The 25,656-nt window shown below is 68.2% G+C and carries 23 protein-coding genes and 1 other RNA gene; 7 read left to right on the top strand and 17 right to left on the bottom strand.

Annotated features, from left to right (window positions below):
- Window positions 1-9: 9 nt before the first annotated feature.
- From AC4BAR_RS00865 to dapF, 7 genes are all read right to left on the bottom strand, one after another.
- Entirely contained in the window at window positions 10-1,782 is a 1,773-nt protein-coding gene (locus AC4BAR_RS00865; protein WP_490625930.1) for an STAS domain-containing protein, read from the bottom strand.
- Window positions 1,783-1,834: 52 nt separating this feature from the next.
- Window positions 1,835-3,103 (bottom strand): RNA polymerase-binding protein DksA, encoded by a 1,269-nt coding sequence (dksA, locus tag AC4BAR_RS00860; protein ID WP_490625929.1) that lies wholly within the window; start codon window positions 3,101-3,103, stop codon window positions 1,835-1,837.
- 49 nt (window positions 3,104-3,152) lie between these two features.
- Complete coding sequence (locus tag AC4BAR_RS00855; protein WP_490625928.1) at window positions 3,153-4,202, bottom strand: CobW family GTP-binding protein; 1,050 nt, start codon at window positions 4,200-4,202, stop codon at window positions 3,153-3,155.
- A gap of 101 nt (window positions 4,203-4,303) precedes the next feature.
- Window positions 4,304-5,503, bottom strand: a complete 1,200-nt coding sequence (locus AC4BAR_RS00850) for a class I SAM-dependent rRNA methyltransferase (protein ID WP_490625927.1) — start codon at window positions 5,501-5,503, stop codon at window positions 4,304-4,306.
- A 127-nt stretch (window positions 5,504-5,630) separates the two neighbouring features.
- Window positions 5,631-6,611 carry a tyrosine recombinase XerC gene (locus AC4BAR_RS00845; protein ID WP_490625926.1) on the bottom strand — a complete coding sequence of 327 codons (981 nt, stop codon included), beginning with the start codon at window positions 6,609-6,611 and terminating at the stop codon, window positions 5,631-5,633.
- A gap of 11 nt (window positions 6,612-6,622) precedes the next feature.
- Entirely contained in the window at window positions 6,623-7,297 is a 675-nt protein-coding gene (locus AC4BAR_RS00840) for a DUF484 family protein (RefSeq protein WP_490625925.1), read from the bottom strand.
- Between the two features lie 11 nt (window positions 7,298-7,308).
- Entirely contained in the window at window positions 7,309-8,196 is an 888-nt protein-coding gene (gene dapF, locus AC4BAR_RS00835; RefSeq protein ID WP_490625924.1) for a diaminopimelate epimerase, read from the bottom strand.
- Between the two features lie 63 nt (window positions 8,197-8,259).
- On the opposite strand from dapF, the gene AC4BAR_RS00830 reads away from it, so the two are divergent.
- Window positions 8,260-9,939, top strand: coding sequence for an MBL fold metallo-hydrolase (locus AC4BAR_RS00830; RefSeq protein ID WP_490625923.1), 1,680 nt, complete (start codon window positions 8,260-8,262; stop codon window positions 9,937-9,939).
- Here the strand turns inward: AC4BAR_RS00830 and rnpB are convergent.
- Window positions 9,934-10,272, bottom strand: an RNA gene (gene rnpB, locus AC4BAR_RS00825) — RNase P RNA component class A. The genes AC4BAR_RS00830 and rnpB overlap by 6 nt on opposite strands.
- A 63-nt stretch (window positions 10,273-10,335) precedes the next feature.
- Between rnpB and cysK the strand changes: the two genes are divergently transcribed.
- The 3 genes from cysK to AC4BAR_RS00810 all read left to right on the top strand — a co-directional run bounded on the left by cysK (window position 10,336) and on the right by AC4BAR_RS00810 (window position 13,707).
- On the top strand, window positions 10,336-11,253 hold the full coding sequence (gene cysK / locus AC4BAR_RS00820) for a cysteine synthase A (protein ID WP_490625922.1): 918 nt from the start codon (window positions 10,336-10,338) through the stop codon (window positions 11,251-11,253).
- 49 nt (window positions 11,254-11,302) lie between these two features.
- Window positions 11,303-13,132: an NAD(P)/FAD-dependent oxidoreductase gene (locus AC4BAR_RS00815; RefSeq protein ID WP_490625921.1), complete on the top strand. Its 1,830-nt coding sequence runs from the start codon at window positions 11,303-11,305 to the stop codon at window positions 13,130-13,132.
- A gap of 65 nt (window positions 13,133-13,197) precedes the next feature.
- Window positions 13,198-13,707 carry an SRPBCC family protein gene (locus tag AC4BAR_RS00810; protein WP_490625920.1) on the top strand — a complete coding sequence of 170 codons (510 nt, stop codon included), beginning with the start codon at window positions 13,198-13,200 and terminating at the stop codon, window positions 13,705-13,707.
- A gap of 6 nt (window positions 13,708-13,713) precedes the next feature.
- Here the strand turns inward: AC4BAR_RS00810 and AC4BAR_RS00805 are convergent, their stop codons facing one another.
- Window positions 13,714-14,103, bottom strand: coding sequence for a cupin domain-containing protein (locus AC4BAR_RS00805; RefSeq protein ID WP_490625919.1), 390 nt, complete (start codon window positions 14,101-14,103; stop codon window positions 13,714-13,716).
- A gap of 283 nt (window positions 14,104-14,386) precedes the next feature.
- On the opposite strand from AC4BAR_RS00805, the gene AC4BAR_RS00800 reads away from it, so the two are divergent.
- The gene (locus tag AC4BAR_RS00800) at window positions 14,387-16,321 is read left to right on the top strand and encodes a CocE/NonD family hydrolase (protein ID WP_490625918.1); all 1,935 of its coding nucleotides are present in this window, start codon (window positions 14,387-14,389) and stop codon (window positions 16,319-16,321) included.
- Window positions 16,322-16,380: 59 nt separating this feature from the next.
- Here AC4BAR_RS00800 and htpX read toward each other — a convergent pair whose 3' ends face one another.
- The 4 genes from htpX to pyrC form a co-directional block, all read right to left on the bottom strand.
- Window positions 16,381-17,253 carry a protease HtpX gene (gene htpX, locus AC4BAR_RS00795; RefSeq protein WP_490625917.1) on the bottom strand — a complete coding sequence of 291 codons (873 nt, stop codon included), beginning with the start codon at window positions 17,251-17,253 and terminating at the stop codon, window positions 16,381-16,383.
- Window positions 17,254-17,356: 103 nt separating this feature from the next.
- The gene (locus tag AC4BAR_RS00790) at window positions 17,357-18,061 is read right to left on the bottom strand and encodes a DUF3025 domain-containing protein (RefSeq protein ID WP_490625916.1); all 705 of its coding nucleotides are present in this window, start codon (window positions 18,059-18,061) and stop codon (window positions 17,357-17,359) included.
- A 57-nt stretch (window positions 18,062-18,118) separates the two neighbouring features.
- Entirely contained in the window at window positions 18,119-18,976 is an 858-nt protein-coding gene (locus AC4BAR_RS00785) for an NYN domain-containing protein (protein ID WP_490625915.1), read from the bottom strand.
- 1 nt (window position 18,977) lies between these two features.
- Complete coding sequence (gene pyrC, locus AC4BAR_RS00780) at window positions 18,978-20,018, bottom strand: dihydroorotase (RefSeq protein ID WP_490625914.1); 1,041 nt, start codon at window positions 20,016-20,018, stop codon at window positions 18,978-18,980.
- Between the two features lie 128 nt (window positions 20,019-20,146).
- On the opposite strand from pyrC, the gene AC4BAR_RS00775 reads away from it, so the two are divergent.
- Both AC4BAR_RS00775 and AC4BAR_RS00770 read left to right on the top strand, forming a co-directional pair.
- Window positions 20,147-22,180, top strand: a complete 2,034-nt coding sequence (locus tag AC4BAR_RS00775) for a C1 family peptidase (RefSeq protein ID WP_490625913.1) — start codon at window positions 20,147-20,149, stop codon at window positions 22,178-22,180.
- A gap of 28 nt (window positions 22,181-22,208) precedes the next feature.
- A complete protein-coding gene (locus tag AC4BAR_RS00770; protein WP_490625912.1) occupies window positions 22,209-22,508 on the top strand; it encodes a protease inhibitor I42 family protein in 300 nt (99 codons plus the stop codon).
- Window positions 22,509-22,518: 10 nt separating this feature from the next.
- Here the strand turns inward: AC4BAR_RS00770 and AC4BAR_RS00765 are convergent, their stop codons facing one another.
- The 4 genes from AC4BAR_RS00765 to AC4BAR_RS00750 all read right to left on the bottom strand — a co-directional run bounded on the left by AC4BAR_RS00765 (window position 22,519) and on the right by AC4BAR_RS00750 (window position 25,626).
- Complete coding sequence (locus tag AC4BAR_RS00765; protein WP_490625911.1) at window positions 22,519-23,256, bottom strand: amino acid ABC transporter ATP-binding protein; 738 nt, start codon at window positions 23,254-23,256, stop codon at window positions 22,519-22,521.
- A gap of 11 nt (window positions 23,257-23,267) precedes the next feature.
- Complete coding sequence (locus AC4BAR_RS00760; RefSeq protein WP_490625910.1) at window positions 23,268-23,933, bottom strand: amino acid ABC transporter permease; 666 nt, start codon at window positions 23,931-23,933, stop codon at window positions 23,268-23,270.
- Between the two features lies 1 nt (window position 23,934).
- Entirely contained in the window at window positions 23,935-24,642 is a 708-nt protein-coding gene (locus tag AC4BAR_RS00755; protein WP_490625909.1) for an amino acid ABC transporter permease, read from the bottom strand.
- An 81-nt stretch (window positions 24,643-24,723) separates the two neighbouring features.
- Window positions 24,724-25,626, bottom strand: coding sequence for an amino acid ABC transporter substrate-binding protein (locus tag AC4BAR_RS00750; RefSeq protein ID WP_490625908.1), 903 nt, complete (start codon window positions 25,624-25,626; stop codon window positions 24,724-24,726).
- Window positions 25,627-25,656 lie beyond the last annotated feature (30 nt).

Genomic DNA, 25,656 nt, shown 5'->3' with positions numbered 1-25,656 from the left:
GGCCTGGGGTCAGTCGCTGCGGGCCAGCACCTGGGCCTGCTCGTCCAGGCCGACCACGCTGAACAGCGGCGCCAGCACCCGGTGCACGTCGAAGAAACACAGCGCGCGGCCTTCGGCCCGGTGGGCAGCGGCCCAGTTCAGCAAGGCACCGGCGGCGGCAAAGTCGACCCGGATCAGCCGGCCGCAGTCGACCGCCAGCTGCGGGGTGTCGCCCCAGCGGGCGTCCAGCTGCGCCAGCGGCACCTGGGCATCGCCCACCAGGTGGCCGGCCAGGGCCACGGCCACACTCTTCTCGTCCACCAAGGCCGCATGGGTGCTGTCCAGCACCAGCGTGCTGGGGTGCCACAGGCCGCTGTCGCCGATCAGCGTTGACTCGGGGGCCAGGGTCATGGGCCGGGAGGCCTGGGCCCCGGTCACGTCGACCGACAGGTACTCACCCAGGCCAGGCACCCAGGACGGCGGCGAGACCTCGTAGGTCACGCAGTAATCGAGGGCCGCGGTCTCGAAATGGTCGGGCTTGTGCATCAAACGGCAGGCTTCCATGCGCAGCTTCCACCACACCGGGTCGACCCGGGGCTGGTCGGAGGGCGTGGCCTGCAACAACACCTCCAGCAACCGGGCGCCCTGCACAAACTCCAGCCGCAGCGGCTGGTGACACCACGCCGTCCACAAGGCCAGCAGGCCGTTGGCCGCGTCGGCGGAGATCACCGTCAGGGCCGACCAGTCCACCCGCGACGGCCCCTGCGGCTGCACCGCCGCCGCCAGGGCCGCCAGGTCGTCGCGGCCCAGCGTGTGGGGCGCCACCCAGTCCACGCCGCGGGCGGTCGAGGGCACCAGCAGTTCGTCGGGCAGCCGGGCCGCGGCCAGGGCCAGCTCGGCAGGCAGCGACACCCACATCGGCGCCGAGCGGCCGAACTGGTGGGCAAAGTCGATCGCGGCGCTTTCGAACAGCGCCTGCTGACCGGTGGCGCGGTACAGGTCCAGCAGGGCCAGCCAGGTGGCCTGGTGGCCATGGCGCGGGCCCTTGGGCGCCAGGGCCTCCAGCAAGGCCGCCTCGGCACCATCGTCGTCGCCATTGGCAAAGCGGATGGCGGCTTCTTCCAGCTCGGGGTCGTGCACCCGCTCGGCCACTTCGACCGCAAACAGCTGGGGGCCGGCCAACTCGCCCAGCGCAGCGTCGGGCGGGCTGGCTGGCGGTGGCACGGGCTCAATCAAGGTGGATGAGGAGGCCTGCAGGAACAAGGCCGTTTCGGCCGCCTCCAGGTCTTGCCGGCTGTCGGCGGTGAAGCTCAGCGGCGCGGCGGCGGTCAGGTCGCGCGTGTCGTCGGCCGCCATGCGCGCCTGTGCCGAGTCTGATTCGACAGGCTCGTCGGTCTGCCCCAGGTGGGTGGTGGCCCCGGAGGCCGCGTTCATTCGGGCCTCGTCCTGGGCACTCCACCACTGGCGCGACATCTGCGCCTCGATCTCGTCGATTTTCTTCAGCGTGGTGGCGCGCTCGTCCAGCTTGGACGGCATGCTGCTCTGGAAAAACGACGGCGGGGAGGTCAGGTCACGGTCGGACGGGCGGCGGCCCTTGTTGCGGATGCGACGCAGCTGGTCGAATTCGCGCTGGCGGATCGCGTCGTTGCGCCGCTTGCGCAGAATCATGTCCTTCAGCGCTTCCTTGGTCAGCTTCTCCTCGCTGGGCTCGGGCTGGTCCAGCTCACGCCAGGGCGTCGTCGGGTTGCTGACGAATTTGACAACCCTGGAAAACAGCCCACCCGGGGGGTCTTGCTTGGTCATGCGGCAGGACAGGGTGGGCGGCGACTTTCAGGCAGGGCAGCGTGGCGCCGGCTCAGTCGCCAAACATCTTTTGCTTGAGCTCGCGGCGCTGCTGCGCTTCCAGCGACAGCGTGGCCGTCGGGCGGGCCAGCAGACGGCCGACACCGATGGGCTCGCCGGTCTCGTCGCAATAACCGTAGTCGCCGGCGTCGATGCGCTGGATGGACTGCTCGATCTTCTTCAGCAGCTTGCGCTCGCGGTCACGGGTGCGCAGCTCCAGTGCGTGCTCTTCTTCGATGGTGGCGCGGTCGGCCGGATCGGGCACGACCACGGTTTCTTCACGCAGGTGCTCGGTGGTTTCGCCGGCGCTGGCCAGGATCTCGTTCTTCAGCGTGACCAGCTTCAGACGGAAAAACGCCATCTGCTTGTCGTTCATGTACTCGCTGTCCGGCATGGCAATCAGCTCGGCGTCGCTCATCTGGTCGACCGTCTTGGTTTTCCAGTTGTTGGCGAGCTTGGGGTCTTTCTTGACCGGCATGGGGTGCGGTGCGCTGGCAGGAGGCAGGGGAGCGTAAGCGGAAGGCATGGCGTAACTGGCTTTGGCGGCGGTGGAAGCAACAACGGGCGGCAACGGGGCCACCACAGGGGTGGAGGAAGCGCGCGAGGCGCGGGTTTTGGCCACCGGCGCGGCGGGCGCGGGGGCGGCCACGGGTGCAAGGGCCACGGGTTTCACGGCAGGAGGGGTCAAAGTCGCTTTCTTCACAGGTGAGGCCGCCACCGCCGTTTTTACGGCGGGAACGGCAGGGGCTTGAGCCCCTTTGCCAGCCACGGCCGCGGGCCGGGGCGAGGCTTTGGACGCCGCGGGCGCGGGTGCGGCCGGGCGGGTTTTGCTGGCGACGGCCGGCTTGACCGGTTTGGCCACCGGCTTCGCTGCCGGCTTGGCGGCCTTAACCGGTGCGGCGGGCTTGACCGCCTTGGCCGGCGCCTTCACAGCCGGTTTGGCCACGGGCTTGGCGGCCGCCTTGGCAGCCGGTTTGGCCGCTGGCTTCGCCACGGCTTTGGCCGCGGGCTTGGTCACCGCTTTGGCGGCCGGCTTGGCTGCGGTTTTGGCGGCCGGCTTGGCGGCGGCGGCGGTCGACTTCTTGGCAGGGGCTTTCACTTCGTGTTTCCTCCCGGAAGCGGCCACCGCATGGGCGGACGACGCGCTCGCTTCCGAATTGCCGGAAGTTATACCCGCTTCCCGCACCGAAGCCGGCCGCGACTGCGCCTCGGCCTCTACCGGTTTACCCTTGGTCGGCTCGGCCCGGGCCAGGCCGAACATCTGCAGCATCGCAACAATCATTCGGTGCTCCGGGCACAGCCCCAAGGGAAAGACGAATCGGCCATGGCGGTCACATCAAAGCCTCTTCCAGGCCCTGGAAGAAGATGTCCTTGGGCAAGTCGATGCCGATGAACACCATCTTGCTGGTGCGCTTTTCGCCCGGTGCCCACTTGGGACCCAGGTCGCTGCCCATCAGCTGGTGCACGCCCTGGAAAATCACCTTGCGGTCGGTGCCGTCCATGAACAACACACCCTTGTAGCGCAGCATGCGCGGGCCGTAGATGTTGACGATGACGCCCAGGAACTCTTCCAGCTTGGACGGGCTGAACTTGCGCTCGGAGCGGAAGACGAAGCTCTTCACATCGTCGTCGTGGTGATGGTGGTGGCCATGGCCGTCGTGGGCATGCGAGGGGTGGTTGCAGGCCTCGCCAGGCGCGTGGTCGTGGCCGCTGTGGTCGTCCTCGGCCTTCAGGAAGTCGGGGTCGATGTCCAGCTTGGCGTTCAGGTTAAAGCCCTTCAAGTCAAACACCTTGGCAATCGGCACCTCGCCGAAATGCACCGCCTGCTGCGGCGCCCGCGGGTTCATGTGCTTGAGCCGGTGCTGCAGGGCTTCCAGCGCCTCCGGGTTCACCAAGTCGGACTTGCTGATGAAGATCTGGTCGGCAAAACCCACCTGGCGGCGTGCTTCCTGGCGTTCGTTGAGCTGCTCGGCCGCGTGTTTGGCGTCGACCAGCGTCAGGATGGAGTCCAGCAAATAGGTCTCGGCGATCTGGTCGTCCATGAAAAAGGTCTGGGCCACCGGGCCGGGGTCGGCCAGACCGGTGGTCTCGATCACCACGCGGTCGAACTTGAGCAGACCCTTGCGCTTTTTCTCGGCCAGGTCGGTCAAGGTGGCGCGCAGGTCTTCGCGAATGGTGCAGCAGATGCAGCCATTGTTCATCTGGATGATCTGCTCTTCGGTGTCGTTGAACAGGATGTCGCTGTCGATGTTCTCTTCGCCGAACTCGTTCTCGATGACGGCGATTTTCTGGCCGTGCGCCTCCGACAACACGCGCTTGAGCAGCGTGGTTTTGCCCGAGCCCAGAAAGCCGGTGAGGATGGTGGCGGGGATCAGTTCCATGGTGTGACCAGTCAGTGGGCGGCGCAGCGCAGGCAGCGGGGCCGAAATTTCCGCAAGGCGGGAGTGTACGGCCAATCGCTTTCCCGGGCTCGATGGCCGATTCAGCCCCTTTTTTGCACCACCATGCCCTTCAGGTACTCGCCCTCGGGGAAACGCACCGTCATCGGGTGGTCGGGCGCGCCACCCAGCCGCTCGGTGATGAAACCGTCCACCCCGGCGTCGATGCCGGCCGAGGCGACGATTTTGTGAAACAAGTCGAACGGGATGCCACCCGAGCAGGAGTAGGTGAACAGCACCCCACCCGGCGCCAGCAATTTGAAGCCCAGGCGGTTGATGTCCTTGTAGGCCCGGGCCGCCCGGTCGGCATGGGCGGCGGTGGGCGCGAACTTCGGCGGGTCGAGCACGATGGCGTCGAACTGCCGGCCCTGCTCGATGAAGGCCCGCAGCGAGGCGTTGACATCGGCGTCCATGAAAGTCACGCGGTCGGCGGCAAAGCCGTTCAGCGCCACATTGGCCGCGGCCCGGGCCAGCGCCGGGCCGGACGAGTCGATCGAGGTCACATGGCGCGCGCCGCCGGCCAGCGCGGCCACGGTGAAGCCACCGGTGTAGCAATAGCAGTTCAGCACCTCGCCAAAGCCCAGCCGCTGGGCGTAGCGGGCAAAACGGGCCCGGCTGTCGCGCTGGTCGAGGTAGAAACCGGTCTTGTGACCGGTGGCGATGTCCAGCGACAGCCGCCAGCCATGCTCACGGATCACCAGCTCGGTGGGCGGCTCGGCGCCGGACGTGGCGCCGCGCAGCCAGCCGGTGGCCGGGGCCAGGCCCTCCTGGGCGCGGGCGTTGGTGTCGGAACGTTCGTAGAGTTTGGCCAGGCCGGTGGCCTGCAGCAGCGCGTCGGCCAGTTGCGGCTTGAAGCGCTCCACCCCGGCCGACAGGAACTGCGCCACCAAGGTGTCGCCATAGCGGTCCACCACCAGGCCGGGCAGGCCGTCGGACTCGCCGTGGACCAGCCGGCAGCTGTCGCTGTCGATGTCAAACCGGGTGCGGGCCGTCACCGCGGCCTGAACCGCCGCGGTGAAAAACGCGGCGTCGATGCGCTGGGCCTCGTCAAAGCTCCAGACCCGGGCGCGGATCTTGGACGCCGGACTGAAGGCCGCCCAGCCCAGAAACTGGCCGCCATGTGACTCCACCCGCACCGTCTCGCCCACGTCGCCACCGCCCTTGGCGATGGCCGACTCGAACACCCAGGGGTGCTGGCGCAACAGCGAGCGCTCTTTGCCGTCTTTGAGGCGAATGACTTTCATGACAACCACACTTCGATAAAACCAGATTGTCGGCGCAAGAGCGCCGGTTTCGCCGCCGGGCCGCCCCAAGGCGAAACGCGGCCCCCTCGGGGGGCAGGGCGCCACACGCAGTGGGCAACCGTGGGGGCTATTTCTTTTTTGCGCGAGGGTGGGCCGCGTCGTAGGCGCGGGCCAGGTGTTGAAAGTCCAGCCGGGTGTAAACCTGGGTGGTGGTGATGTTGGCGTGGCCCAGCAGTTCCTGCACCGCCCGCAGGTCGCCGCTGGACTGCAGCACGTGGCTGGCAAAAGAATGGCGCAGCATGTGGGGGTGGACCGGGGTGGCCAGGCCGGCCTGCTGACTGCGCCGGCGCAGCCGCTGCCAGACCGACTGGGCGGTGAGCCGGCCGCCGTTGCGGCCCACAAACAGGGCCTGGGCGTCGCCGTCCTGCGCCTGGGCGGTGGGCCGGTAACCGGCCGGGGCGTCGGCGCGCAAGGCCAGCCAGCGGTCCAGCGCCCGCAGCGCTGGCCCACCCACCGGCAGGCTGCGCCGTTTGCCGCCCTTGCCCAGCACATGGGCCTCGGCGGCGTCGCGGTCGACCCAGCCGCGGGCCTGCGGGCTGGCCTGGCAGTCCAGCCCCACCAGCTCGGCCACCCGCAGGCCGCATCCGTACAGCAGCTCGACAATGGCGGCGTCGCGGGCCTCCAGCCAGGGGTCGTCGGCGCCCTGGAAGCTGGCCAGCTGAACCGCGTCGTCCACGCCCAAGGCCTTGGGCAGCGGCTTGCCGGCCCGCGGCGCCTTGACGTCTTGCACCGGGTTGGCCGCCACCAAGCCTTCGCGGCCCAGCCAGCGGTAAAAACCGCGCCAGCCCGACAGAATCAGCGCAATGCCACGGCCGCTGCGGCCCTGGCCGTGCATCTGCGCCATCCACTGGCGGATGTGGGCGGTCTGCACCGCGCACAGGTCCACACCGGTGGTCTGGGCCAGCGAGACCAGCCGGGCCAGGTCCAGCGTGTACAGCGCCAGCGTGCGTTCGGCCAGCCGGCGCTCCACCCGCACATGGTCCAGGTAGCGGGCCACCAGTGGCGGTGGCGGCGCGGTCAGGTCGCGCGGGGGGCCAGCGTCGGCCATGCCAGGGGAATTCAGCCGCGCAGGCGGGACAGGGCCGCGCCGGCCAGCTCGCCCATGCGCTCCAAGAAGTCGGTGCCCATGCCGGCGTGGAAACGCTGGGCGTCGGGCGAGGCCAGCACCAGCAGGCCAAAGGCCTGCGGGTCGGCGCCGGCACGCAGGGCGATCAGCGCGATCGAGGCGGCCGAGGCCGGGTCGTCCAGCCAGGCGCTGGCCTCGAAACCGGCGTTGGGCCCGCAGTAGGGGGCGGTCAGCGACGAGGCAAAGCTGCGCACGTCGGCGCTGGCGCCCAGCGCAAAGGGATGGGCGGCGTAGGCCTCGGCTACGCCCCAGACCTTGATGGCGACCTGCGGCACCAGGAACTGGCTGTGCAGCTCGTGAGCAATCGCCTCGGGCAGCTCGGCGGCGTCGCGGGTCAGGAAGATGTTGCGGGTCCAGCGCTGCAGCTTGTCGGCAATCAGCACGTTGTCGTGGCCGTGGCGGATCATGTCGGCGGCCTTGAACTCCAGCGCCTTGATCTTGTCGCGCAGCATGTCGGCCTGGCGCTCCTGCAGGCTGACCGAGCGGCCGTTGTGTGGGCTGGTCAGCTGCACCGCGGCCAGCAACTCGGCGTGGCGCTCGAAGAAATCGGGCGTGTTGGCCAGGTAGTTGGCGATGTCGTCTTCGGTGATGGGGTGGTTGGTGTCCATGGGGCAATCGTTCAGGAATGGGGGGTGGGAAGCTCGATCTCGCCTTCGAAAACAGCGGTGGCCGGTCCGGTCATCATCACCGGGGCCGCTTCGTCACCGGAGCCGCCGGCCCAGGCAATGGTCAGCGCGCCGCCGCGGGTGGCCACCTGCACGCTGGCGTCCAGCAGGCCCAGGCGGATGCCGGCCACCACCGCCGCACAGGCACCGGTGCCACAGGCCAGGGTTTCGCCCGCGCCGCGCTCGAACACCCGCAGCCGGACATGGCCGCGGTCCACCACCTGCATGAAGCCGGCATTGACCCGCTGCGGAAAGCGCGCATGGGACTCGATCAGCGGACCCTGGGCGGCCACCGGCGCGGCGTCGACATCGGCCACCAGCTGCACCGCATGGGGGTTGCCCATGGACAGCACCGCCACCGGCACCGGCGCGCCGCCTTGGGCCACGCCGTCCAGCGGCCATTGCTGCCAGCCGCCCACCGTGTGGGGCTGCAGCCCGGTGGCGTCGAAAGGCACCCGGGCCAGCTCGAACACCGGCGGACCCATGTCCACCGTGACCCGGCCGTCGGGCTGGGCCAGCAGGCTGATGATGCCGCTGCGGGTCTGCACCCGCACCCGGTCCTTGGTGGTCAGGCCATGGTCGCGCACATAGCGCACAAAGCAGCGGGCGCCGTTGCCACATTGCTCCACCTCGCCACCGTCGGCGTTGTGGATCACGTACTCAAAATCCACGCCGGGCGCGGGCGAGGGCCGCACGCTCAAGATCTGGTCGGCGCCCACGCCGAAATGCCGGTCGGCCAGGAAACGGTAGTCGGCCGCCGTCAGCGGCAGCCGGCCCGCGGTTTCGTCCAGCACCACGAAGTCATTGCCGGCGCCCTGCATCTTGGTGAATCGGAGCTTCATGGCGGAATTATCCGCTGGGACCGTTGCGCCGGCGGGCCCGGCGCTTTGCCGGCAAAATGCCGCATGGTCCGACCTTCCCAGCTCCTGCACCCGCACCGCGAACCCGTGCCCACCCGCCCTGCCGCCACCGTGCTGTTGCTGCGCGACAGCGACAAGGGGCTGGAGGTGCTGATGACGCGCCGCTCCACCACCGCCAGCTTCGCCCCCGGCGCCTACGTGTTCCCCGGTGGCGGCATCGACGCCCAGGACGCGGCCTCGCACGCCAGCGCCCACCGCCGCTCCACCCAGAGCGACGAGCAGCTGACGCAGGCGATTGCCGCCATCCGCGAGAGCTACGAAGAACTGGGCGTGCTGCTGGCCCGCCATGCCGACGGCCGCATGGCCGACGCCAGCGACGTGGCGGCCCTGCAGCGCCACCAGCCCTTTGTGGTGCAATGCCGCGAACGCGGCCTGACGCTGGCCGCCGACGGCGTCTACGTGCTGGCCCACTGGACCACCGACCGCGACCTGCCACGCCGTTTTGACGTGCCTTTTCTGGTGGCGCGCATGCCCGACGGCCAGACCCCGGTGGCCGACGAGGCCGAGCAGTTCGAGCCGGTCTGGGTGCGGCCGGCCGAGGCCCTGGCCCGCCACCATGCCGGCAATTTCTTCATGATCTTCCCCACCATCCGCACGCTGGAGCGGCTGCGCAAGTTCGTGGAGGTCAAAGAGGTGCTGCGGGCCTGCGCGTCCGAGCAGCCGCTGTGGACCTCCTGCCCGCGCGCCGGCCTGCTGGACGGCAAGGAATCGCGCCACATGGAGCACGAGCCGCCGTTTGGCGAGCTGCAGCTGGTCTGCCCCGACGGTCAACTGGCCCACCCGCTGGACTGGCAAACCAGCCAACCGGTGCCGCTGCTGAAGAACCTGCTGCGCCTGACCGCGCCCAACCCCGGCATGATGACCGGCCCGGGCACCAACAGCTACCTGGTGGGCACGGCCGACACCGGCTACGCGGTGATCGACCCCGGTCCCAACGATGCGGCGCACGTCCAGCGGCTGTGGCAGGCGGCGGCCGACGGTGACGGTGTGGGCGGCCACATCACGATGATCATCTGCACCCATTCGCACCCCGACCATTCGCCCGGCGCCAAGCCACTGCAGGCGCTGTGTGCCGGCCACCCGCCCATTCTGGGCCTGCCCTCGGCCGCCACCGCCGGGCCGGAAAGCCGCTTCACGCCCGACCGGGTGCTGCAATACCACGAGCACCTGCGCCTCAAGGGCAACGGTCCGTCACACAACCTCAAGGTCATCCACACGCCGGGCCATGCGGCCAACCACCTGTGCCTGGTGCTGCTGGAAGACGGCATTCTGTTCTCGGGCGACCACATCCTGAACGGCAGCACCACCGTCATCAACCCGCCCGACGGCCACATGTCGACCTATTTGGATTCGCTGGACCTGCTGGCCGCCGCCTGCGACGAACACCGCATCGAGTTCATTGCCCCGGCCCATGGCTATGTGCTGGGCAGCGCCAAGCAGGCCATCACCCAGCTGCGGGCCCACCGGCTGGCGCGCGAGGCCAAGATTCTGGAAGTGATGCGCATGCACCCCGACGGCAGCATGGACGACTGGGTCAAACGGGCCTACGACGATGTCTCGCCCGGCCTGTGGCCGGTGGCCCACCGCTCGCTGCTGGCGCATGTGCTGCGCATCCGCGAAAAAGGCCTGCTGCTGCCGCATGGCCGCGGCGCCAGAAAAGTGTGAAGCGGGCCGATACGCCGGATTCTGTGCACCGGGGCGGTCTTGCGACCGTCCCGGCGTGACCGCCATTAATCTGGGCCGGGAGTCACCCCCCGGCTCGGTGCTACCTACCCGCCAGCTCCGCGGAGCCACGTCAACGCTGGCCTATTTGGTATTGCTGCGCGCAGAGATTGCCCGTTTCACCCGCTGCGGGTTGCCCCGCAGCGACTCGTCTCTGTTGCTCTGATCCTCACCTCACGGTGGACAGCCGTTAGCTGCTGCGCTGCCCTGTGCAGTCCGGACGTTCCTCCAGTGCCTCCTTTCGGAGATTGCACCAGCGGCGGCCTGGCCCGCTTCACGGGGTGGATTATCCACGCCCAGTGCTGAGACAATCAGCCCCCACCCACCCAAGGAGACATGATGCGCGCCGACACCATCCTGCAGACCATTGGCAACACCCCGCACATCCGCATGCAGCGGCTGTTTGGCCACAACCACCAGGTGTGGATCAAGTCCGAGCGCGCCAACCCGGGCGGCTCGGTCAAGGACCGCATCGCGCTGGCCATGGTGGAAGACGCCGAGGCCAGCGGTGCGCTCAAGCCGGGCGGCACCATCATCGAACCCACCTCGGGCAACACCGGTGTGGGCCTGGCCATGGTGGCGGCCGTCAAGGGCTACAAACTGATTCTGGTGATGCCCGACAGCATGTCGGTCGAGCGCCGCCGGCTGATGCTGGCCTACGGCGCGCAGTTCGAGCTGATGCCGCGTGCGCTGGGCATGAAAGGCTGCATCGCCCGCGCCGAGGAGTTGCGCGCCCAGACGCCGGGCGCCTGGATTCCGCAGCAGTTCGAGAACCCGGCCAACATCGACGTGCACATGCGCACCACCGCGCAGGAAATCCTGGCCGACTTCCCCGAGGGCATCGACGTGCTGATCACCGGCGTGGGCACCGGCGGCCACCTGACCGGCTGCGCCCGGGTGCTCAAGGCGGCCTGGCCCCGGCTCAAGGTCTATGCGGTGGAGCCGGTGGCCTCGCCGGTGATCTCGGGTGGCGTGCACACGCCCCACCCCATCCAGGGCATTGGCGCCGGCTTCGTTCCCAAAAACCTCGATGTGGCCCTGCTCGACGGCGTGATCCAGGTCGATGCCGAGCCGGCCCGCGAGATGGCCCGCCGCGCCGCGTCGGAGGAAGGCATGCTGGTGGGCATCTCGTCCGGCGCCACGCTGCAGGCCATTGCGCAAAAGCTGCCCGATATCCCGCCCGGCGCCACCGTGCTGGGCTTCAACTACGACACCGGCGAACGCTATTTCTCGGTGGAAGGCTTTTTGCCCGCCTGACGCCCCCGTTTTCTTCAATGGCCTGCCCGATCACCACGGGCCCCACCCCATGATCCGACTCTCCGAACTCAAGCTCCCGTTGTCTGCCCTGCCGGTGGACGCCCGCCGCGCGTCCGACGCCCCGGCCGAAACCGACGACGACCGCACCCCACCGCCCCACCCCGAGGCCGCGCTGCGCCAACTGGTGGCGCAGGCGCTGGCGCTGCCCGAGGCCCAAATCGCCACGCTGCAAGTGGTCAAACGCAGTTTTGACGCCCGCAAGGCCGAGCTGCTGGTGGTCTACATCGTCGACGTGGCGCTGGCCGATGCCACGCAAGAACCGGCGTTGCTGGCCCGCCTGGAAGGCAACCCGCACATCCAGCCCGCGCCCGACATGACCTGGCACCCGCCGGCGCAAGCACCGGCCAACTTGGCCTTGCGACCGGTGGTGGTGGGCTTTGGCCCCTGCGGCATTTTTGCCGCGCTGACGCTGGCGCAAATGGGCTTCAAACCCATCGTGCTGGAGCGCGGCCGGCCGGTGCGCCAGCGCACCAAGGACACCTGGGGCCTGTGGCGCAAGAAGACGCTGAACCCCGAGAGCAACGTGCAGTTTGGCGAAGGAGGCGCCGGCACCTTTTCCGACGGCAAGCTCTACAGCCAGATCAAGGACCCGCGCTTTCTGGGCCGCAAGGTCATGCAGGAGTTTGTGTTGGCCGGTGCGCCGGAAGAAATTTTGTACATGGCCCACCCCCACATCGGCACTTTCAAGCTGGTGAAGGTGGTGGAGCAGCTGCGTGCGCAAATCATCGCGCTGGGTGGCGAGGTGCGCTTTGAGCAACGGGTGACCGACCTGCTGCTGGACGACGGGCCTGAGGGCAAACGCCTGCGCGGCTTGCAGGTGCTGGACCAGGCCAGCGGCCACACCACCGAACTGGCCGCCGACCAGGTGGTGCTGGCGCTGGGCCACAGCGCGCGCGACACCTTTGCGATGCTGCACGAGCGCGGCGTGTTCGTCGAGGCCAAGCCCTTCTCGGTGGGCTTCCGCATCGAGCACCCGCAGGGCGTGATCGACCGCGCCCGCTGGGGCCGGCACGCCGGCCACCCGCTGCTGGGCGCGGCCGACTACAAGCTGGTGCACCACGCCCAAAACGGCCGCGCGGTCTACAGCTTTTGCATGTGCCCCGGCGGCACGGTGGTGGCCGCCACCTCGGAGCCGGGCCGGGTGGTGACCAACGGCATGAGCCAGTACTCGCGCAACGAACGCAACGCCAACGCCGGCATGGTGGTCAACATCGACCCCCCCGACTTCCTGCGTGGCCCCGAACACGCGCTGGCCGACTGGCAGGCCGCCTTTGGCGAGGAGGCAGGCGCGCGCTACGCCGCCGAGGCCGAGGCCCTGGCCCGGCAAACACCGCCGGCCTGCCACCCGCTGGCCGGTGTGGTGCTGCAGCGCCGGCTGGAGGCCAGCGCCTACCGGCTTGGCGGCAGCAGCTACGAGGCGCCTGGCCAGCTGGTGGGCGACTTCATTGCCGGAAAACCCTCCACCGACTTTGGCAGCGTGCTGCCCTCGTACAAGCCCGGCGTGAAACTGGGCGACCTGGCCCCCGCCCTGCCCGACTACGCCATCGAGGCCATGCGCGAGGCACTGCCGGTGTTCGGCCGCAAGATCAAGGGCTACGACATGGCCGACGCGGTGCTCACCGGCGTGGAAACCCGCACCTCGGCGCCGCTGCGCATCACCCGCGGTGCCAACCTGCAAAGCCTGAACCTGCCCGGCCTCTACCCGGCCGGCGAAGGTGCGGGTTATGCAGGCGGCATTTTGTCGGCCGGGGTGGACGGCATCAAGGTGGCCGAGGCGCTGGCGCTGCAGGTCTGCGGTGGGCAGACGCCAAACCACTGAGCCGCGGCATTGACGCCGCCGATGGCACACCACATCATCCCCCGCAGGCCCACAGGGAGAACCGCATGAAAACAACCCACGAAACGCCCTCGGCGCTGACCCTCAGCTTCACCCGTGTCGTGGACGTGCCCCGCCCGCTGGTGTGGCGGGCCTGGACCGAGCCTGCGCTGCTGATGCGCTGGTTCTGCCCGTTGCCCTGGAAAACCATCGATTGCGAAATTGACCTGCGGCCCGGCGGCATTTTCCGCACCACCATGCAGTCACCCGACGGCCAGTTGGTGCCCGGCACCGGCTGCTACCTCGAGGTGGAGCCCAATGAAAAGCTGGTCTGGACCAATGCCCTGCTGCCTGGCTACCGGCCCAGCCCGGTGGCCGCCGCCGGGGACGGCGACGACGCCAACTTCGTGTTCACCGCCCGGGTGGAACTGGCCGACCAGGGCCCAAGCACCCGCTACACCGCCACCGTGATCCATGCCGACGAGGCCGGCTGCCAGAAACACGCGGCCATGGGCTTCGAGGCCGGCTGGGGCGCGGCGCTGGACCAGCTGGTGGCCATGGTCAAACAAGGGATCTGACAGCCCTCAGCCGTTCACAGACGCCACCTCTTCGGTGGTGAAACCTGCCGGCAGCACGATTTCCAGCATCTCCACATCGTCGCTGTGGCCCAGCTCGCGGTGGCGGATGTGGGGCGGCTGGTGCACACAGGAACCCGCTTCAAGCCGCACCACACCCTGGCCCTCGTACTCAAACGCTATCCAACCCTTGAGCACGTACACCAGCTGAAATGCCGTGCCATGCCGGTGTGGCTGGCTGGAAAAGCCCTGCCCCGGTACCGCACGAATCACATGCGCCGCCACCCGCCCGGCCGTGGCCGCCTGAATGCCCAGGTCGCGGTACTCGAAGAACGAACGAAGCCCTGGGTGGAATTCAGCGTCTTTGGCGTGGGAGGCAACGAAACCTGCGGTGGTCATGGGGGCTCCTTGGGTGCTGCGGATCGGGTGAATCAACGCGGGGCGCGGGGCCCATGGTGCGCCACAACGGGGTTGCTTGCCAATCGGTGGTCATTCGGATCAGGTGACGCCATCTGACGGTTGGCCCGTGCCGACCCGGCTCGGTCAACCGTCACCACAAACCACCTGACCGTGCACAAATGCACACAACCGTCGCCAAGGTGACCCGATCTTCGGGTTCTGGAGATGGCCAGCCCTCACCGAGACTGTTAACTTTCGGCTTAGTTTTTTTCCAGACCTTCCCATGAACTTCACACTGTCCGGCAGCGCCGCTGCGTTGGCCTTGTCGCTGCTGAGCCTGGCCACCACCAGCCACGCCGCCACCCACACCCCCGCCTGCGCCAGTCCGGCGCCCGCCGAGGCCGTGCAGCAAACCCTGGTGGTGGCGCTGCCTTCCGATTCCGACCCGACCTCCAACCCCACACCCACCACCACCATCGCACTGACGGTGCTGCTGCCGGCGCGCTGCCCGGGCGACAGCTTCCCGGTGGTGTTGCACAGCCATGGTTATGGCGGCACCCGGGTCAAGGCGCTGGCGGCCAGTGGCGAACTGCCCAGCGCCCTGCCGATGTTCCCGGCCGTCACCGCGCTGGCCCAGACCCTGCCCTACCACGGCTATGTGGTGATCAGCTTCGACGAGCGTGGCCATGGCGAGTCCAAGCCGGCCAACGGCGGCGGCCAGGCCCGCATCATCGACCCGGCGCTCGAAACCCAGGACGCCCGCGCCATCCTGGACTGGGCTTACGACAACGCCGGCCGCTTCGCCATCCAGCGCCAGACCGGCACCGGCATTGCCAAGGACATCAAGGTCGGCAGCCTGGGCGGCAGTTACGGCGGCGGCTTCCAACTGCCGCTGGCCGCGCTCGACCCGCGCATCGACACCATCGTGCCGGTGGGCACCTGGCATGACCTGCTGTACAGCCTGCTGCCGGGCGACGCGGTCAAGCTGGGCTTTGACGGCCTGCTGTGCCTGCTGGGCGTCAACGTCGGTGGGGTGCAGAACACACCGGTGGTGGCCGGGCTGTGCAACCAGGTCAACATCAACAACCCCACGGCCTTCAACGTGCGTTCGCGCGACAACCTGGTGGCGGCACTGAACCGCCCCACCACCCAGCCGCGCAAAGTCAGCGACGCCGAGCTGAGCGATTTCTTCCACCGCCACGGCATGGGTTATTTCCAGGCCAAACAACAGGCTGGCCAGCCCTGGGGTTATGGCGAAAGCCAGGCCATGCTGCGTAAGGTGCCGGCGCTGTTCATCCAGGGCAACCGCGACAACCTGTTCAACCTGACCGAGGCCCACTGGAACCAGCGCTACTTTCAGGCCGCCGGCGGCGACGTGCGTTTGATCACCACCGAAGGCGGCCACATGAACCCGCTGGCCTACCAGAAAGAGGGCACCACCGACTGCGGCACCGTGGCCGGCATTCCGGCGGTGCTGGCCTGGTTTGACCAGCACCTGAAGGGCATCAACTCCGACACCGTGCGCGCCATTCCCAAGGTGTGTATCTCGGTGGCCGACACCGTGGGGGCCCCTGCGGTGACGCCGGTGGGCCTGGCGCTGAACCAGGTGCCGGTGGGCTCGTTGAGTGGCCGCGGTGCGGTGCCGGCCAAATTGGCCAGCTTGAGCGCCAGCGTCTCGTCGCTGGCCACCCGGCCGGTGTTTGTGCCGGTGACCACCATCCGTGGCAGCGGCCAGGTGCTGGCCGGCATTCCCACCGTGGCCTCGCTGCAGGTCACGCCCGGGCTGGGTGCAATCCAGGCCACCAACGCCTTTGTGGGCGTGGGCATTGTGCGGGCCGGCCAGACGATTTTGGTGGACGACCAGGTGACCGCCTTTGGTGTGGGCAGCCACACCAGCAACCGCAACAGCCGCAAGGCCGGCCCGGTGCTGCTGCCCGGCGTGGGCGAACGGCTGCAGGACGGTGACCAGGTGGGCCTGCTGTTCTACCCCCAGCACATCCAGTACGCGTCGGTGGTCAGCGCCGAGGGCTTGAGCGGCTCGATCGGCCTGGTGAACGAGGTCAACAAGGCCAATGGCGTGGCCATTCCACCGGTGGTGTCCGCGCTGGAACCGGCGCTGGGCCTGTTCTACAACAACCCCTACACGGTGTTGGCCACCGGTGTGGAACTGCCCATCCTGACGCCGGGCAGCTACCCGGGTAGCCAGCTGCGTCAGTGACGCTGGGCCGTCCATGAAAAAACCCGGCCGCGGCCGGGTTTTTTGTCGGTGCGGGCCGCTCAGGCCGGGTTGTTTTGCAGCGCAGCGATGCGCTCTTCGATCGGCGGGTGGGTGCTGAACAGCTGGCCAATGCCACCGGCAATGCCCATGGCCGCCACGCTCTTGGGCAGCTCGCCCGGCGTCATGCCGCCCAGGCGGGCCAGCGCGTTGATCATGGGCTGGCGGCGGCCCATCAGCTGGGCGGCGCCGGCGTCGGCGCGGAACTCGCGCTGGCGGCTGAACCAGGCCACGATGATGGCGGCCAGGAAACCCAGTGCGATGTCGAGCACGATGGTGGTCACGTAGTAGCCGATGCCGGGGCCCGAGTTGTCGTCGCTCTTGCGCAGAAAACTGTCCACCGCGTAGCCGATGACACGGCTCAAAAACACCACGAAAGTGTTCATCACGCCCTGGATCAGCGTCATGGTCACCATGTCGCCGTTGGCGATGTGGGCCACCTCGTGGCCGATGACGGCCTCGACCTCGTCACGTGTCATGCCTTGCAGCAGACCGGTGGACACCGCCACCAGCGCCGAGTTCTTGAACGCCCCGGTGGCAAAGGCGTTGGGGGCGCCCTCGAAAATGCCGACCTCGGGCATGCCGATGCCGGCCTGGGTGGCGAACTTCTGCACCGTGCTGACAATCCAGGCCTCGTCGGCCGAGCCGGGCTGGTTGATCACCCGCACGCCCGAGCTCCACTTGGCCACCGGCTTGCTGATCAGCAGCGAGATGATGGCGCCGCCAAAACCCATGACCAGCGCGAAGCCCAGCAACAGCCCCAGGTTCAGGCCGTTCGCGGTGAGGTAGCGGTTCACGCCCAGCAGGCTGGCCACCACGCCCAGCACCAACACCACCGCGAGGTTGGTGAGGACGAACAACACAATGCGCTTCATGCTTTCCTTCAAACGGGCCGAGACGTCGGCCTTGTGGGGCGAATGGTAGGGGCGGCGGGCGATAAATCAAGGCAAGGCCGTCGAACGCCCAAAATCGCTGCGGTTATTGCCGCGCCGGTGGTGGCGGGCGGAACACCGCCCCATCGTCGTAAAACGCCGGCGCGGCGTTGGCCGGCCACCAGCCCGGCACACCCAGCACCGGCAAGGGCACAAAGGGCTTGGTGGCCAGCGTGGCGGCAGTCAGGTCCTGGGCCAGCCAGGCGTCCAGCGCGACGGGCTTGGCCGACAGCGGCGGCCGGCCGCGGTAGACATGGGCGGTGATGGCCTTGTGCGGCTGGGCCAGCTTTTCCAGCAGCGCATGGCCGAACAGCCACAGCCGCGTTTCGGCCCACAGCGGCCGCAACTCGATGAACAGCCGCGGCCAGTCGCGTTCGGTGAGTGCCTGCCACAGCGGCTCGGGTGCGTCCAGCAAAGCGGCGTTTTCGTCGAACAGCGTCAGCGCGTCGCGCACCGGGCCACGCACCGGCCGGATGCCGGCGCTGGCAATTTCAGCCGCCTGCAGCGCATTCAGTCGCGCCTTGGTCTGCGGGAAATGCAGCCACACCAGGCCGTTGAAGAAATCGTGCAGGTTGTCGCGGCTGGGTATCTGGCCGGTGCGGGCGATGAAGCCCTCGTAGCTCTCGCCCTCGGGCAAGGCCTGCTGGGGTGCGAAACACCAGCCGGCCAGCAAAGGCTGTTCAGCGCTGGCGGCGTTCAGCGCCTGCCACACCGCGCCCTGTGCTGCGGCAGCGGCCAGCGGCTGGCCCAACGCGCGGCAGGGCGCCAGCCAGGGTTGGGCCCAGTCGATGGCCAGGGTGTCCAGCGCTCAGTCTCCCGGCTGGCCGGTCCAGCGCACGTAGTCGGGGCGGCGGCTGTCGGGCATCAGCTCGAAGTCGCGGCCGAACTTGCGGAACAGCGTGGCGGCGCTGGCGTTGCGGCCAATGGCCTTGGCCTCGTGCAGCACCTGGGCGGCCTGGCTGACATGCAGCTTGGCGCCCTGGCGCAGGGCGGGCAGCAGGTCCAGGATGCGGCCCACCGTGAGCGGCTGGCCGGCGGCAGCACTGGCGGGCACGGCCGGAGCCACCGCCTCCACGGGAGGCGCCACCGCGGGCTTGGCCCGGGTGCGTTTGGCGGCCGGTTTCTTTGCCACCGACTCGGCCAGTTCCGCGGGTGGCACTGTCTTGCGGGCTGGCTTGGCGGCCAGGGCTTTGGGCGCCGGCTCGGCCGCCGGGCGACGGGCCACCCGGCCCCGCGGCGGGCGGGGCTGGCCCACAAAGTGCAGCTCGGGGCAGGCGGCGCGCATGTCGTCGGCCATCTTGCCGTCGAGCGAGAACACGATGACACGCACGCCGCGCTCGCGCAGCCGCACCACCAGCGGGTAGAAGTCGGAATCGCCCGAGCCCAGCGCCAGCACCGCGGGCCGCAACTCGCAGGCCAGTTCCATCGCGTCCACCGCCAGCGCCAGGTCGGTGGTGTTTTTCTCCAGCACGAAGTTGGCGCAGGGCCGCACCGCGTACTGCTTGAGCACCGGCACCAGGCCCTTCAGCGAGTCGGCGCTGCCGTAGGCGCGGCGCACGGTGCTGGGGCCCACCAGCGCGTGCAGGCGCTCAAAGGCCTCGGCCACCGCCTCGGGGTCGTTGAGGTTGTCGGCGTCGATCAGAAAGGCGATGCAGGCCGCGTCCATGTCAGGCCCCCACCAGCCGCCAGGCCAGCGGCTCGCCGCCGCGCAGCGGCTTCAGTTCACCGGCCGCGCCAAAGGGGTAGGCCACGGGTGGCGTCCAGGCCTCACGCTGCAGCGTCACGGTGCCGGCATTGCGCGGCAGTTGGTAGAAATCGGGGCCGTTGAAGCTGGCAAAGGCTTCCAGCCGGTCGAGCCGGCCCACCGCGTCGAAGGCCTCGGCGTACAGCTCCATCGCCGCGTGCGCCGTGTAGCAGCCGGCGCAGCCACTGGCGTGCTCCTTCAACTGCGCCGCGTGGGGGGCGCTGTCGGTGCCGAGGAAGAAACGCGGATTACCACCGGTGGCAGCCTCGACCAGCGCCAGCCGGTGGGTTTCGCGCTTGAGCACCGGCAGGCAGTAGTAATGCGGCCGGATGCCACCGGTGAAGATGGCGTTGCGGTTGTACAGCAGGTGGTGGGCGGTGACGGTGGCGGCGGTGAAGCGGTCGGCCTCGGCCACGTACTGCGCCGCCTCCTTGGTGGTGATGTGCTCGAAGACGATCTTCAGCTCGGGGAAATCGCGGCGCAGCGGCATGAGTTGCTGGTCGATGAAAACCGCCTCGCGGTCGAACAAATCGATCTCGGGCGAGGTGACTTCGCCATGCACCAGCAGCAGCAGGCCGGCGCGCTGCATGGCCTCCAGGGTTTTGTAGGTCTTGCGCAGATCGGTCACGCCGGCGTCGCTGTTGGTGGTGGCGCCGGCCGGGTAGAGCTTGGCGGCCACCACCCCGGCGTCTTTGGCGCGCGCGATCTCATCCGCAGGGAGGTTGTCGGTGAGGTAAAGCGTCATCAGCGGCTCGAAGGCCATGCCGGCGGGCACGGCGGCCAGGATGCGGTCGCGGTAGGCCAGGGCCTGGGCGGCGGTGGTGACCGGCGGCCGCAAATTGGGCATGACGATGGCGCGGCCGAACTGGGCGGCGGTGTGGGGCACCACGGTGTGCAGGGCCTCGCCGTCGCGCAGGTGCACATGCCAGTCGTCGGGGCGGGTCAAGGTGAGGGTGGAAGTCATGCCGCCATTGTCCCAAATGGCGCCGCACAGGCCGAATGGCCTAGTCCGCCCGGCTTGGTCGTCTGGCGGATTCAGAAATCCGGGCGCTGCCTAGCATCAGGCCATTCCAATCACCCGGGGAGTTGAGCATGGCCAGTTTGAGCATCGAACAGAAGCGCGCCGCCATCCAGGCGATCGGCGCGAAGTGGCAGCCGGGCACCTTGCCCGCTGGGGAAAAACCCCGCGCCCTGGGCTGGGAGCCCACCCCGGAGCTCATGCACCGGCTGGCGCTGACCAACGCCGAGCGCTTCATGACGCTGCGCGCGCCGCAGTTCTTCGGCCGCAAGCTGGCCAAGGACAGCATGCTGGCCGCGGCACCGGCTGCCGGACCGGCCGGCAGCCCGACCTACCCGGCGGCGTTTGACTGGCGCAGCCGCAACGTGATCGGACCGGTGACCGACCAGCGCTATTGCGGCTCCTGTGTGTCGTTTGCCGTGACCGGCCTGGTGGGCGCGATGTACGCCATCGAGCACAACACCAGCAGCGTCCACCTGTCCGAGGCCGATTCGCATTTCTGCTCCTCGCACGGCGCCAGCTGCGGTGGCTGGAACAACGGCACGGCGCTGGACCAGATCAAGTCGCGCGGCGTGGTGTTGGACGCCGACCTGCCCTACATGACGGCCTTTGACACCCCACCGGTGCTGGCCAACCCGTCCGACCCACACAGTCTGTGGGCCGCCCACTGCCGCGGCGTGGCCGACCGCGAGCGCAAGGTCTTCAAGGTGACCGAGGTGGCCGCCTACAGCGGCAACGACCGCAAGGCCTACCTGGCCCATGTGGGCCCGCTGGTCTGCGGCTTCACCGTCTACGAGGACTTTGACGACTACGGCGCCAGCACCACCGGCGGGGTCTACACCCATGCCTACGGCGCCGTGCGTGGCGGCCATGCGGTGCTGGTGGTGGGTTATTCCGACACCGAGCAATGCTGGATCTGCCGCAACAGCTGGGGCACAGGTTTTTGCGGCACGGCCCGGGCCGACGGCACCGGCGGTGGCTTCTTCAAGATCGGCTACGGCCAGTGTGGCATCGACAACGAGGCCTTCTACGGCGCCCAGGGCGTGATTCCGCCCGCCAGCACCCGCTGGGGCGGCTGGTGGCCACTGGCCGGTGGCGTGTCGGCACCCAACAGCTCGGTGTTCGGTGTCTCGCGCAGCGCCAACAAGCTCGACGTGTTCTGCGCCGGCACCGACCATGGCACCTACACCGCGGCCTGGCAACCCGGCGACGCCCACTGGCGGGGCTGGTGGCGGGTGCAGGGCGGCGTGGCCGCACCCAATACCTCGGTCACGGCCATCAGCCGCAGCACCGACAAGCTCGACATCTTTTGTGTCGGCACCGACCAGAAGGTCTACACCGCCGCCTGGCAGGCCGGCGACACCCAGTGGCGCGGCTGGTGGCCGGTGCAAGGCGGGGTGGCCGCGCCCGGCAGCTCGGTGTTTGGCGTCTCGCGCAGCACCGACAAGCTGGACATCTTCTGCGTCGGCACCGACCACGGTGTCTACACCGCGGCCTGGCAGCCGGGCGACACCCACTGGCGTGGCTGGTGGCGGGTGCAGGGCGGCACCGCCGCGCCCAACACCTCGGTGACGGCGGTCAGCCGCAGCGCCAACAAGCTCGACATCTTCTGTGTCGGCACCGACCACAAGGTCTACACCGCCGCCTGGCAGGCCGGCGACACCAGCTGGCGCGGCTGGTGGCCCATCCAGGGCGGCGTGGCCGCGCCCGGCACTTCGGTGTTCGGTGTGTCGCGCGGGCCGGACAAGCTGGACATCTTCTGCATCGGCACCGACATGCAGGTCTACACCGCGGCCTGGCAGGCCGGCGACACCCAGTGGCGCGGCTGGTGGCCGGTGGGCCATTTCAAGGTGGCGCCCAACACCTCGGTGCATGCGGTGTCGCGTGGCCCGGACAAGCTGGACATCTTTGCAGTGGGCGCCGACGGTGGCATCTACTCGGCCGCCTGGCAGGCCGGCGACAGCCGCTGGCGCGGCTGGTGGCGCATCCTGGGCGGCGCGGCCGCACCGGGCACCATGGTGACCGGCGTGGTGCGCAGCGCCGACCACCTGGACATCTTCGCGGTGGGCACCGACCACCGGGTCTACACTGCGGCCTGGCAGCCGTGAGCGTTTGCCGCGGCACAGGGAGCAGCCCATGACAGACAGCGTGGTGCGTGTGCAAGGCCAGGCTGGCCAGCCGGTGGACCTGCCCATGGCCCAGGGACCGGCGACCGGCTACAGCTGGTGGCTGAGCCTGCCGGCCGGTGTGGTGCAGCTGGACGATGGCCCCTCCCGCACCGCGCCACCCGGCCAGCACCTGGGCGCGGCGCTCAGCGGGCCACTGCGGGTGTTGGCCACCGCCCCCGGGCGCTACCGGATCACCGCCCGGCTGGCCCGGCGCTGGAGCCCGGACGATGCCCTGCAGACGGTGGACATTGACCTGGTGGTGAACTGAGCCGCAGCGCTCAGTGCTGCAGGATCTTGTTCAAGAAGTCCTTGGTGCGCGGCTGGCGGTTCTCCGGGTGGCCGAAGAACTCGTCTTTGGAGCAGTCTTCCAGGATCTTGCCGCCGACGTCGATGAAGACCACCCGGCTGGCCACCTTGCGCGCAAAACCCATCTCGTGGGTGACACACATCATGGTCATGCCCTCCTTGGCCAGCGTGACCATCACGTCCAGCACCTCGCCCACCATCTCGGGGTCGAGCGCCGAGGTGGGCTCGTCGAACAGCATCACGATGGGGTCCATGCTCAGCGCGCGGGCGATCGCCACCCGTTGCTGCTGGCCGCCCGAGAGCTGCCCGGGGAACTTGTCCTTGTGCGCCATCAGGCCCACCCGGTCCAGCATCTTCAGGCCGCGGGCCTTGGCGTCGTCGGGGCTGCGGCCCAGCACCTTGATCTGCGCAATCGTCAGGTTCTCGGTCACGCTCAAATGGGGAAACAGCTCGAAATGCTGGAACACCATGCCGACCCGGCTGCGCAGCTTGGGCAAATCGGTCTTGGGGTCGTGCAAGGCCACGCCGTCGACAAAGATCTCGCCCTTCTGGAACGGTTCCAGCGCGTTGACGGTTTTGATCAGCGTGGACTTGCCCGAACCCGACGGGCCACAGACCACCACCACATCGCCCTTGGCGATGCTCACCGAACAGTCGTTGAGCACCTGCACCGGGCCATACCACTTGGACACGTTTTTGATTTCGATCATGGAACAGTTCCTCAGCGAATGATGGCGATCTTGTTTTGAAGCCGGCGCACCAGCATGGAAAGACTGAAGCAAATGACGAAGTACACGACCGCCGCCACCAGGTAGGTCTCGATGGGCCGGTTGAAGTTCTTGCCCGCCACCTCGAAGCCCTTCAGCAGGTCGTAGGCGCCAATGGCGTAGACCAGCGAGGTGTCCTGAAACAGGATGATGGTCTGGGTCATCAGCACCGGCAGCATGTTGCGGAAGGCTTGCGGCAACACCACCAGTTGCATGGCCTGCGCATAGGTCATGCCCACCGCGTAGCCGGCATTGACCTGGCCCTTGGGCACGCTTTGGATGCCGGCCCGCATGATCTCGGAGTAGTAGGCCGCCTCGAACACGGTGAAGGTGATGATGGCCGACAGCTCGGCCCCCATGGGCCGGCCGATCAGCAAGGGAATCAGCAAAAAGAACCACAGGATCACCATCACCAGCGGGATGGAGCGCAAGGTGTTGACGTAGAAGGCCGCCGGCGCCACCAGCCAGGGTTTGCCAGAAAGCCGCATCAGCGCCAGCACCGTGCCCAGCGCGATGCCGCCCACCATGGCGATCAGCGTCAGCTGGATGGAGAACAGAAAACCCTTGAGCACAAAGCCCGAAATGACCTCGGTGGTGAGAAAGGAAAAGTCGAAGTCCATCTCATTTCCCTCCCGTCGAATGGCCGGGAATGCGCAGCCGGCCCTCGATGAACAGCATCACCCGGTTGATGGCAAAGGCCGACACAAAGTACAGCGCCGTCACCGCCAAGTAGACCTCCACGCCGCGCGACGTTTCTTCCTGCGCCTGCATGGCGAACATGGTCAGTTCAGTAACCGACACCGCGAAGGCCACCGACGAGTTCTTGACGATGTTCATGCTCTCGCTGGTCAACGGCGGCAGCACGATGCGAAAGGCCATGGGCAGCAGCACGTAGCGGTAGGTCTGCGGCAAGGTGAACCCCACCGCCAGGCCGGCGTAGCGCTGGCCGCGCGGCAGGCTCTGGATGCCGGCCTTGACCTGTTCGGAAATCCGGGCCGAGGTGAAAAAGCCCAGCGCCAACACCACCAGCAGAAAGCTGGGCACCTGCTGCAGCGACTTGAACATGCCGGGGATCACGTGGTACCAGAGGATGACCTGCACCAGCAGCGGGATGTTGCGGAACAGCTCGGTCCAGGCGTTGCCGATGAAGGCCAGGCCCTTGTGTGGCACGGTGCGCAGAATGCCCATCAGCGAACCCACCACCAGGGCCACGGCCAGCGCCAGCAAGGCCACCGACAGCGTCCAGCCCCAGGCCGACACCATCCACTGCCAGTAGGTGGGGTACTCGCCCCCGGGGTCGGTGAAAAACACCTGCCACTGCCAACTCATAGCCATGCTCCTTATTCAGGCAATCGCCCGCGGCACACAAAAAACCCGCTCAAACCCGTGGGTCGGAGCGGGTGGCTGGCCTCACTGTTTGGCCGCGTAGCTTTCCATCGGTTCGCTGTTGGGCTTTTTCAGGGCGGTCTTCAGCGTCTCGCTCATGGGCAGGCCCACCTTGGCGCCGGTGGGCGGGGTGGGCTCGAGGAACCACTTGTCGTAGAGCTTGTAGATCTCGCCCGACTTGACCATGTCGGCAATGGTTTTGTTAACCAGCTTCAGCAGCTCGGCGTCGTCCTTGCGCACCATGATGGCGATGGGCTCGACCGACAGCACCTCACCGACGATCTTGTATTCGGCCGGGTTTTTGGAGCGGGCGATCAGGCCGGCCAGCAGGCTGCCGTCCATCACGAACACATCGGCGCGGCCGGACTCAAGCAGCAGAAAGCTGTCGGCGTGGTCCTTGCCAAACACCTCCTTGAATTCCACCCCGCTGGCGCGCTTGTTCTTGCGCAGCGTCTGCACGCTGGTGGTGCCGGTGGTGGTGGCCACGGTTTTGCCCTTCAGGTCGGCCACCGACTTGATGCCCGAGCTGGCCTTGGCGGCGATGCGCACCTCTTCGACAAAGGTGGTGTTGGCGAAGCTGACGTCCTTGGCCCGGGTGGCGTTGTTGGTGGTGGAGCCACACTCGATGTCCACCGTGCCGTTTTGCACCAAGGGGATGCGGTTCTGCGAGGTCACCGGCTGGTATTTGACCTCCAGCTTCTTGCCCACCGCCTTCTCGATGGCCTCGATGGCTTTTTCGCAGATGGCCACGTGGTAGCCCACGTACTTGCTGCCGCCCAGCGTGTAGGACAACACACCGGAGGACTCGCGCACCCCCATGGTGATGCTGCCGGCAGCCTTGACCTTGGCCAGGGTGTCGGGGGTCTGCGCCAGAACGCTGCCGGTGGCGAAGACCGTGAGGGCCAACGCGAGGATGTGCTTGTGCATGGAAACTCCTTCAAGGTGTCGGTGAAACCG

The sequence above is a fragment of the Rhodoferax sp. SPJ4 genome, from assembly GCF_058216275.1.
This window is presented reverse-complemented; position numbering and strand designations above follow the sequence as displayed.

Excerpts from the sequence above, each read along its gene's own strand:
- AC4BAR_RS00810 (WP_490625920.1), top strand. The coding sequence starts at position 13,198 with ATGAAAACAACCCACGAAACGCCCTCGGCGCTGACCCTCAGCTTCACC.
- AC4BAR_RS00845 (WP_490625926.1), bottom strand. The coding sequence starts at position 6,611 with ATGGCCGACGCTGGCCCCCCGCGCGACCTGACCGCGCCGCCACCGCCA.
- AC4BAR_RS00865 (WP_490625930.1), bottom strand. The coding sequence starts at position 1,782 with ATGACCAAGCAAGACCCCCCGGGTGGGCTGTTTTCCAGGGTTGTCAAA.
- htpX (WP_490625917.1), bottom strand. The coding sequence starts at position 17,253 with ATGAAGCGCATTGTGTTGTTCGTCCTCACCAACCTCGCGGTGGTGTTG.
- AC4BAR_RS00760 (WP_490625910.1), bottom strand. The coding sequence starts at position 23,933 with ATGGACTTCGACTTTTCCTTTCTCACCACCGAGGTCATTTCGGGCTTT.
- dksA (WP_490625929.1), bottom strand. The coding sequence starts at position 3,103 with ATGATTGTTGCGATGCTGCAGATGTTCGGCCTGGCCCGGGCCGAGCCG.
- AC4BAR_RS00800 (WP_490625918.1), top strand. The coding sequence starts at position 14,387 with ATGAACTTCACACTGTCCGGCAGCGCCGCTGCGTTGGCCTTGTCGCTG.
- dapF (WP_490625924.1), bottom strand. The coding sequence starts at position 8,196 with ATGAAGCTCCGATTCACCAAGATGCAGGGCGCCGGCAATGACTTCGTG.
- cysK (WP_490625922.1), top strand. The coding sequence starts at position 10,336 with ATGCGCGCCGACACCATCCTGCAGACCATTGGCAACACCCCGCACATC.
- AC4BAR_RS00855 (WP_490625928.1), bottom strand. The coding sequence starts at position 4,202 with ATGGAACTGATCCCCGCCACCATCCTCACCGGCTTTCTGGGCTCGGGC.
- AC4BAR_RS00765 (WP_490625911.1), bottom strand. The coding sequence starts at position 23,256 with ATGATCGAAATCAAAAACGTGTCCAAGTGGTATGGCCCGGTGCAGGTG.
- AC4BAR_RS00770 (WP_490625912.1), top strand. The coding sequence starts at position 22,209 with ATGACAGACAGCGTGGTGCGTGTGCAAGGCCAGGCTGGCCAGCCGGTG.
- AC4BAR_RS00775 (WP_490625913.1), top strand. The coding sequence starts at position 20,147 with ATGGCCAGTTTGAGCATCGAACAGAAGCGCGCCGCCATCCAGGCGATC.
- AC4BAR_RS00750 (WP_490625908.1), bottom strand. The coding sequence starts at position 25,626 with ATGCACAAGCACATCCTCGCGTTGGCCCTCACGGTCTTCGCCACCGGC.
- AC4BAR_RS00830 (WP_490625923.1), top strand. The coding sequence starts at position 8,260 with ATGGTCCGACCTTCCCAGCTCCTGCACCCGCACCGCGAACCCGTGCCC.
- pyrC (WP_490625914.1), bottom strand. The coding sequence starts at position 20,018 with ATGACTTCCACCCTCACCTTGACCCGCCCCGACGACTGGCATGTGCAC.
- AC4BAR_RS00850 (WP_490625927.1), bottom strand. The coding sequence starts at position 5,503 with ATGAAAGTCATTCGCCTCAAAGACGGCAAAGAGCGCTCGCTGTTGCGC.
- AC4BAR_RS00840 (WP_490625925.1), bottom strand. The coding sequence starts at position 7,297 with ATGGACACCAACCACCCCATCACCGAAGACGACATCGCCAACTACCTG.
- AC4BAR_RS00805 (WP_490625919.1), bottom strand. The coding sequence starts at position 14,103 with ATGACCACCGCAGGTTTCGTTGCCTCCCACGCCAAAGACGCTGAATTC.
- AC4BAR_RS00785 (WP_490625915.1), bottom strand. The coding sequence starts at position 18,976 with ATGGACGCGGCCTGCATCGCCTTTCTGATCGACGCCGACAACCTCAAC.
- AC4BAR_RS00815 (WP_490625921.1), top strand. The coding sequence starts at position 11,303 with ATGATCCGACTCTCCGAACTCAAGCTCCCGTTGTCTGCCCTGCCGGTG.
- AC4BAR_RS00755 (WP_490625909.1), bottom strand. The coding sequence starts at position 24,642 with ATGAGTTGGCAGTGGCAGGTGTTTTTCACCGACCCCGGGGGCGAGTAC.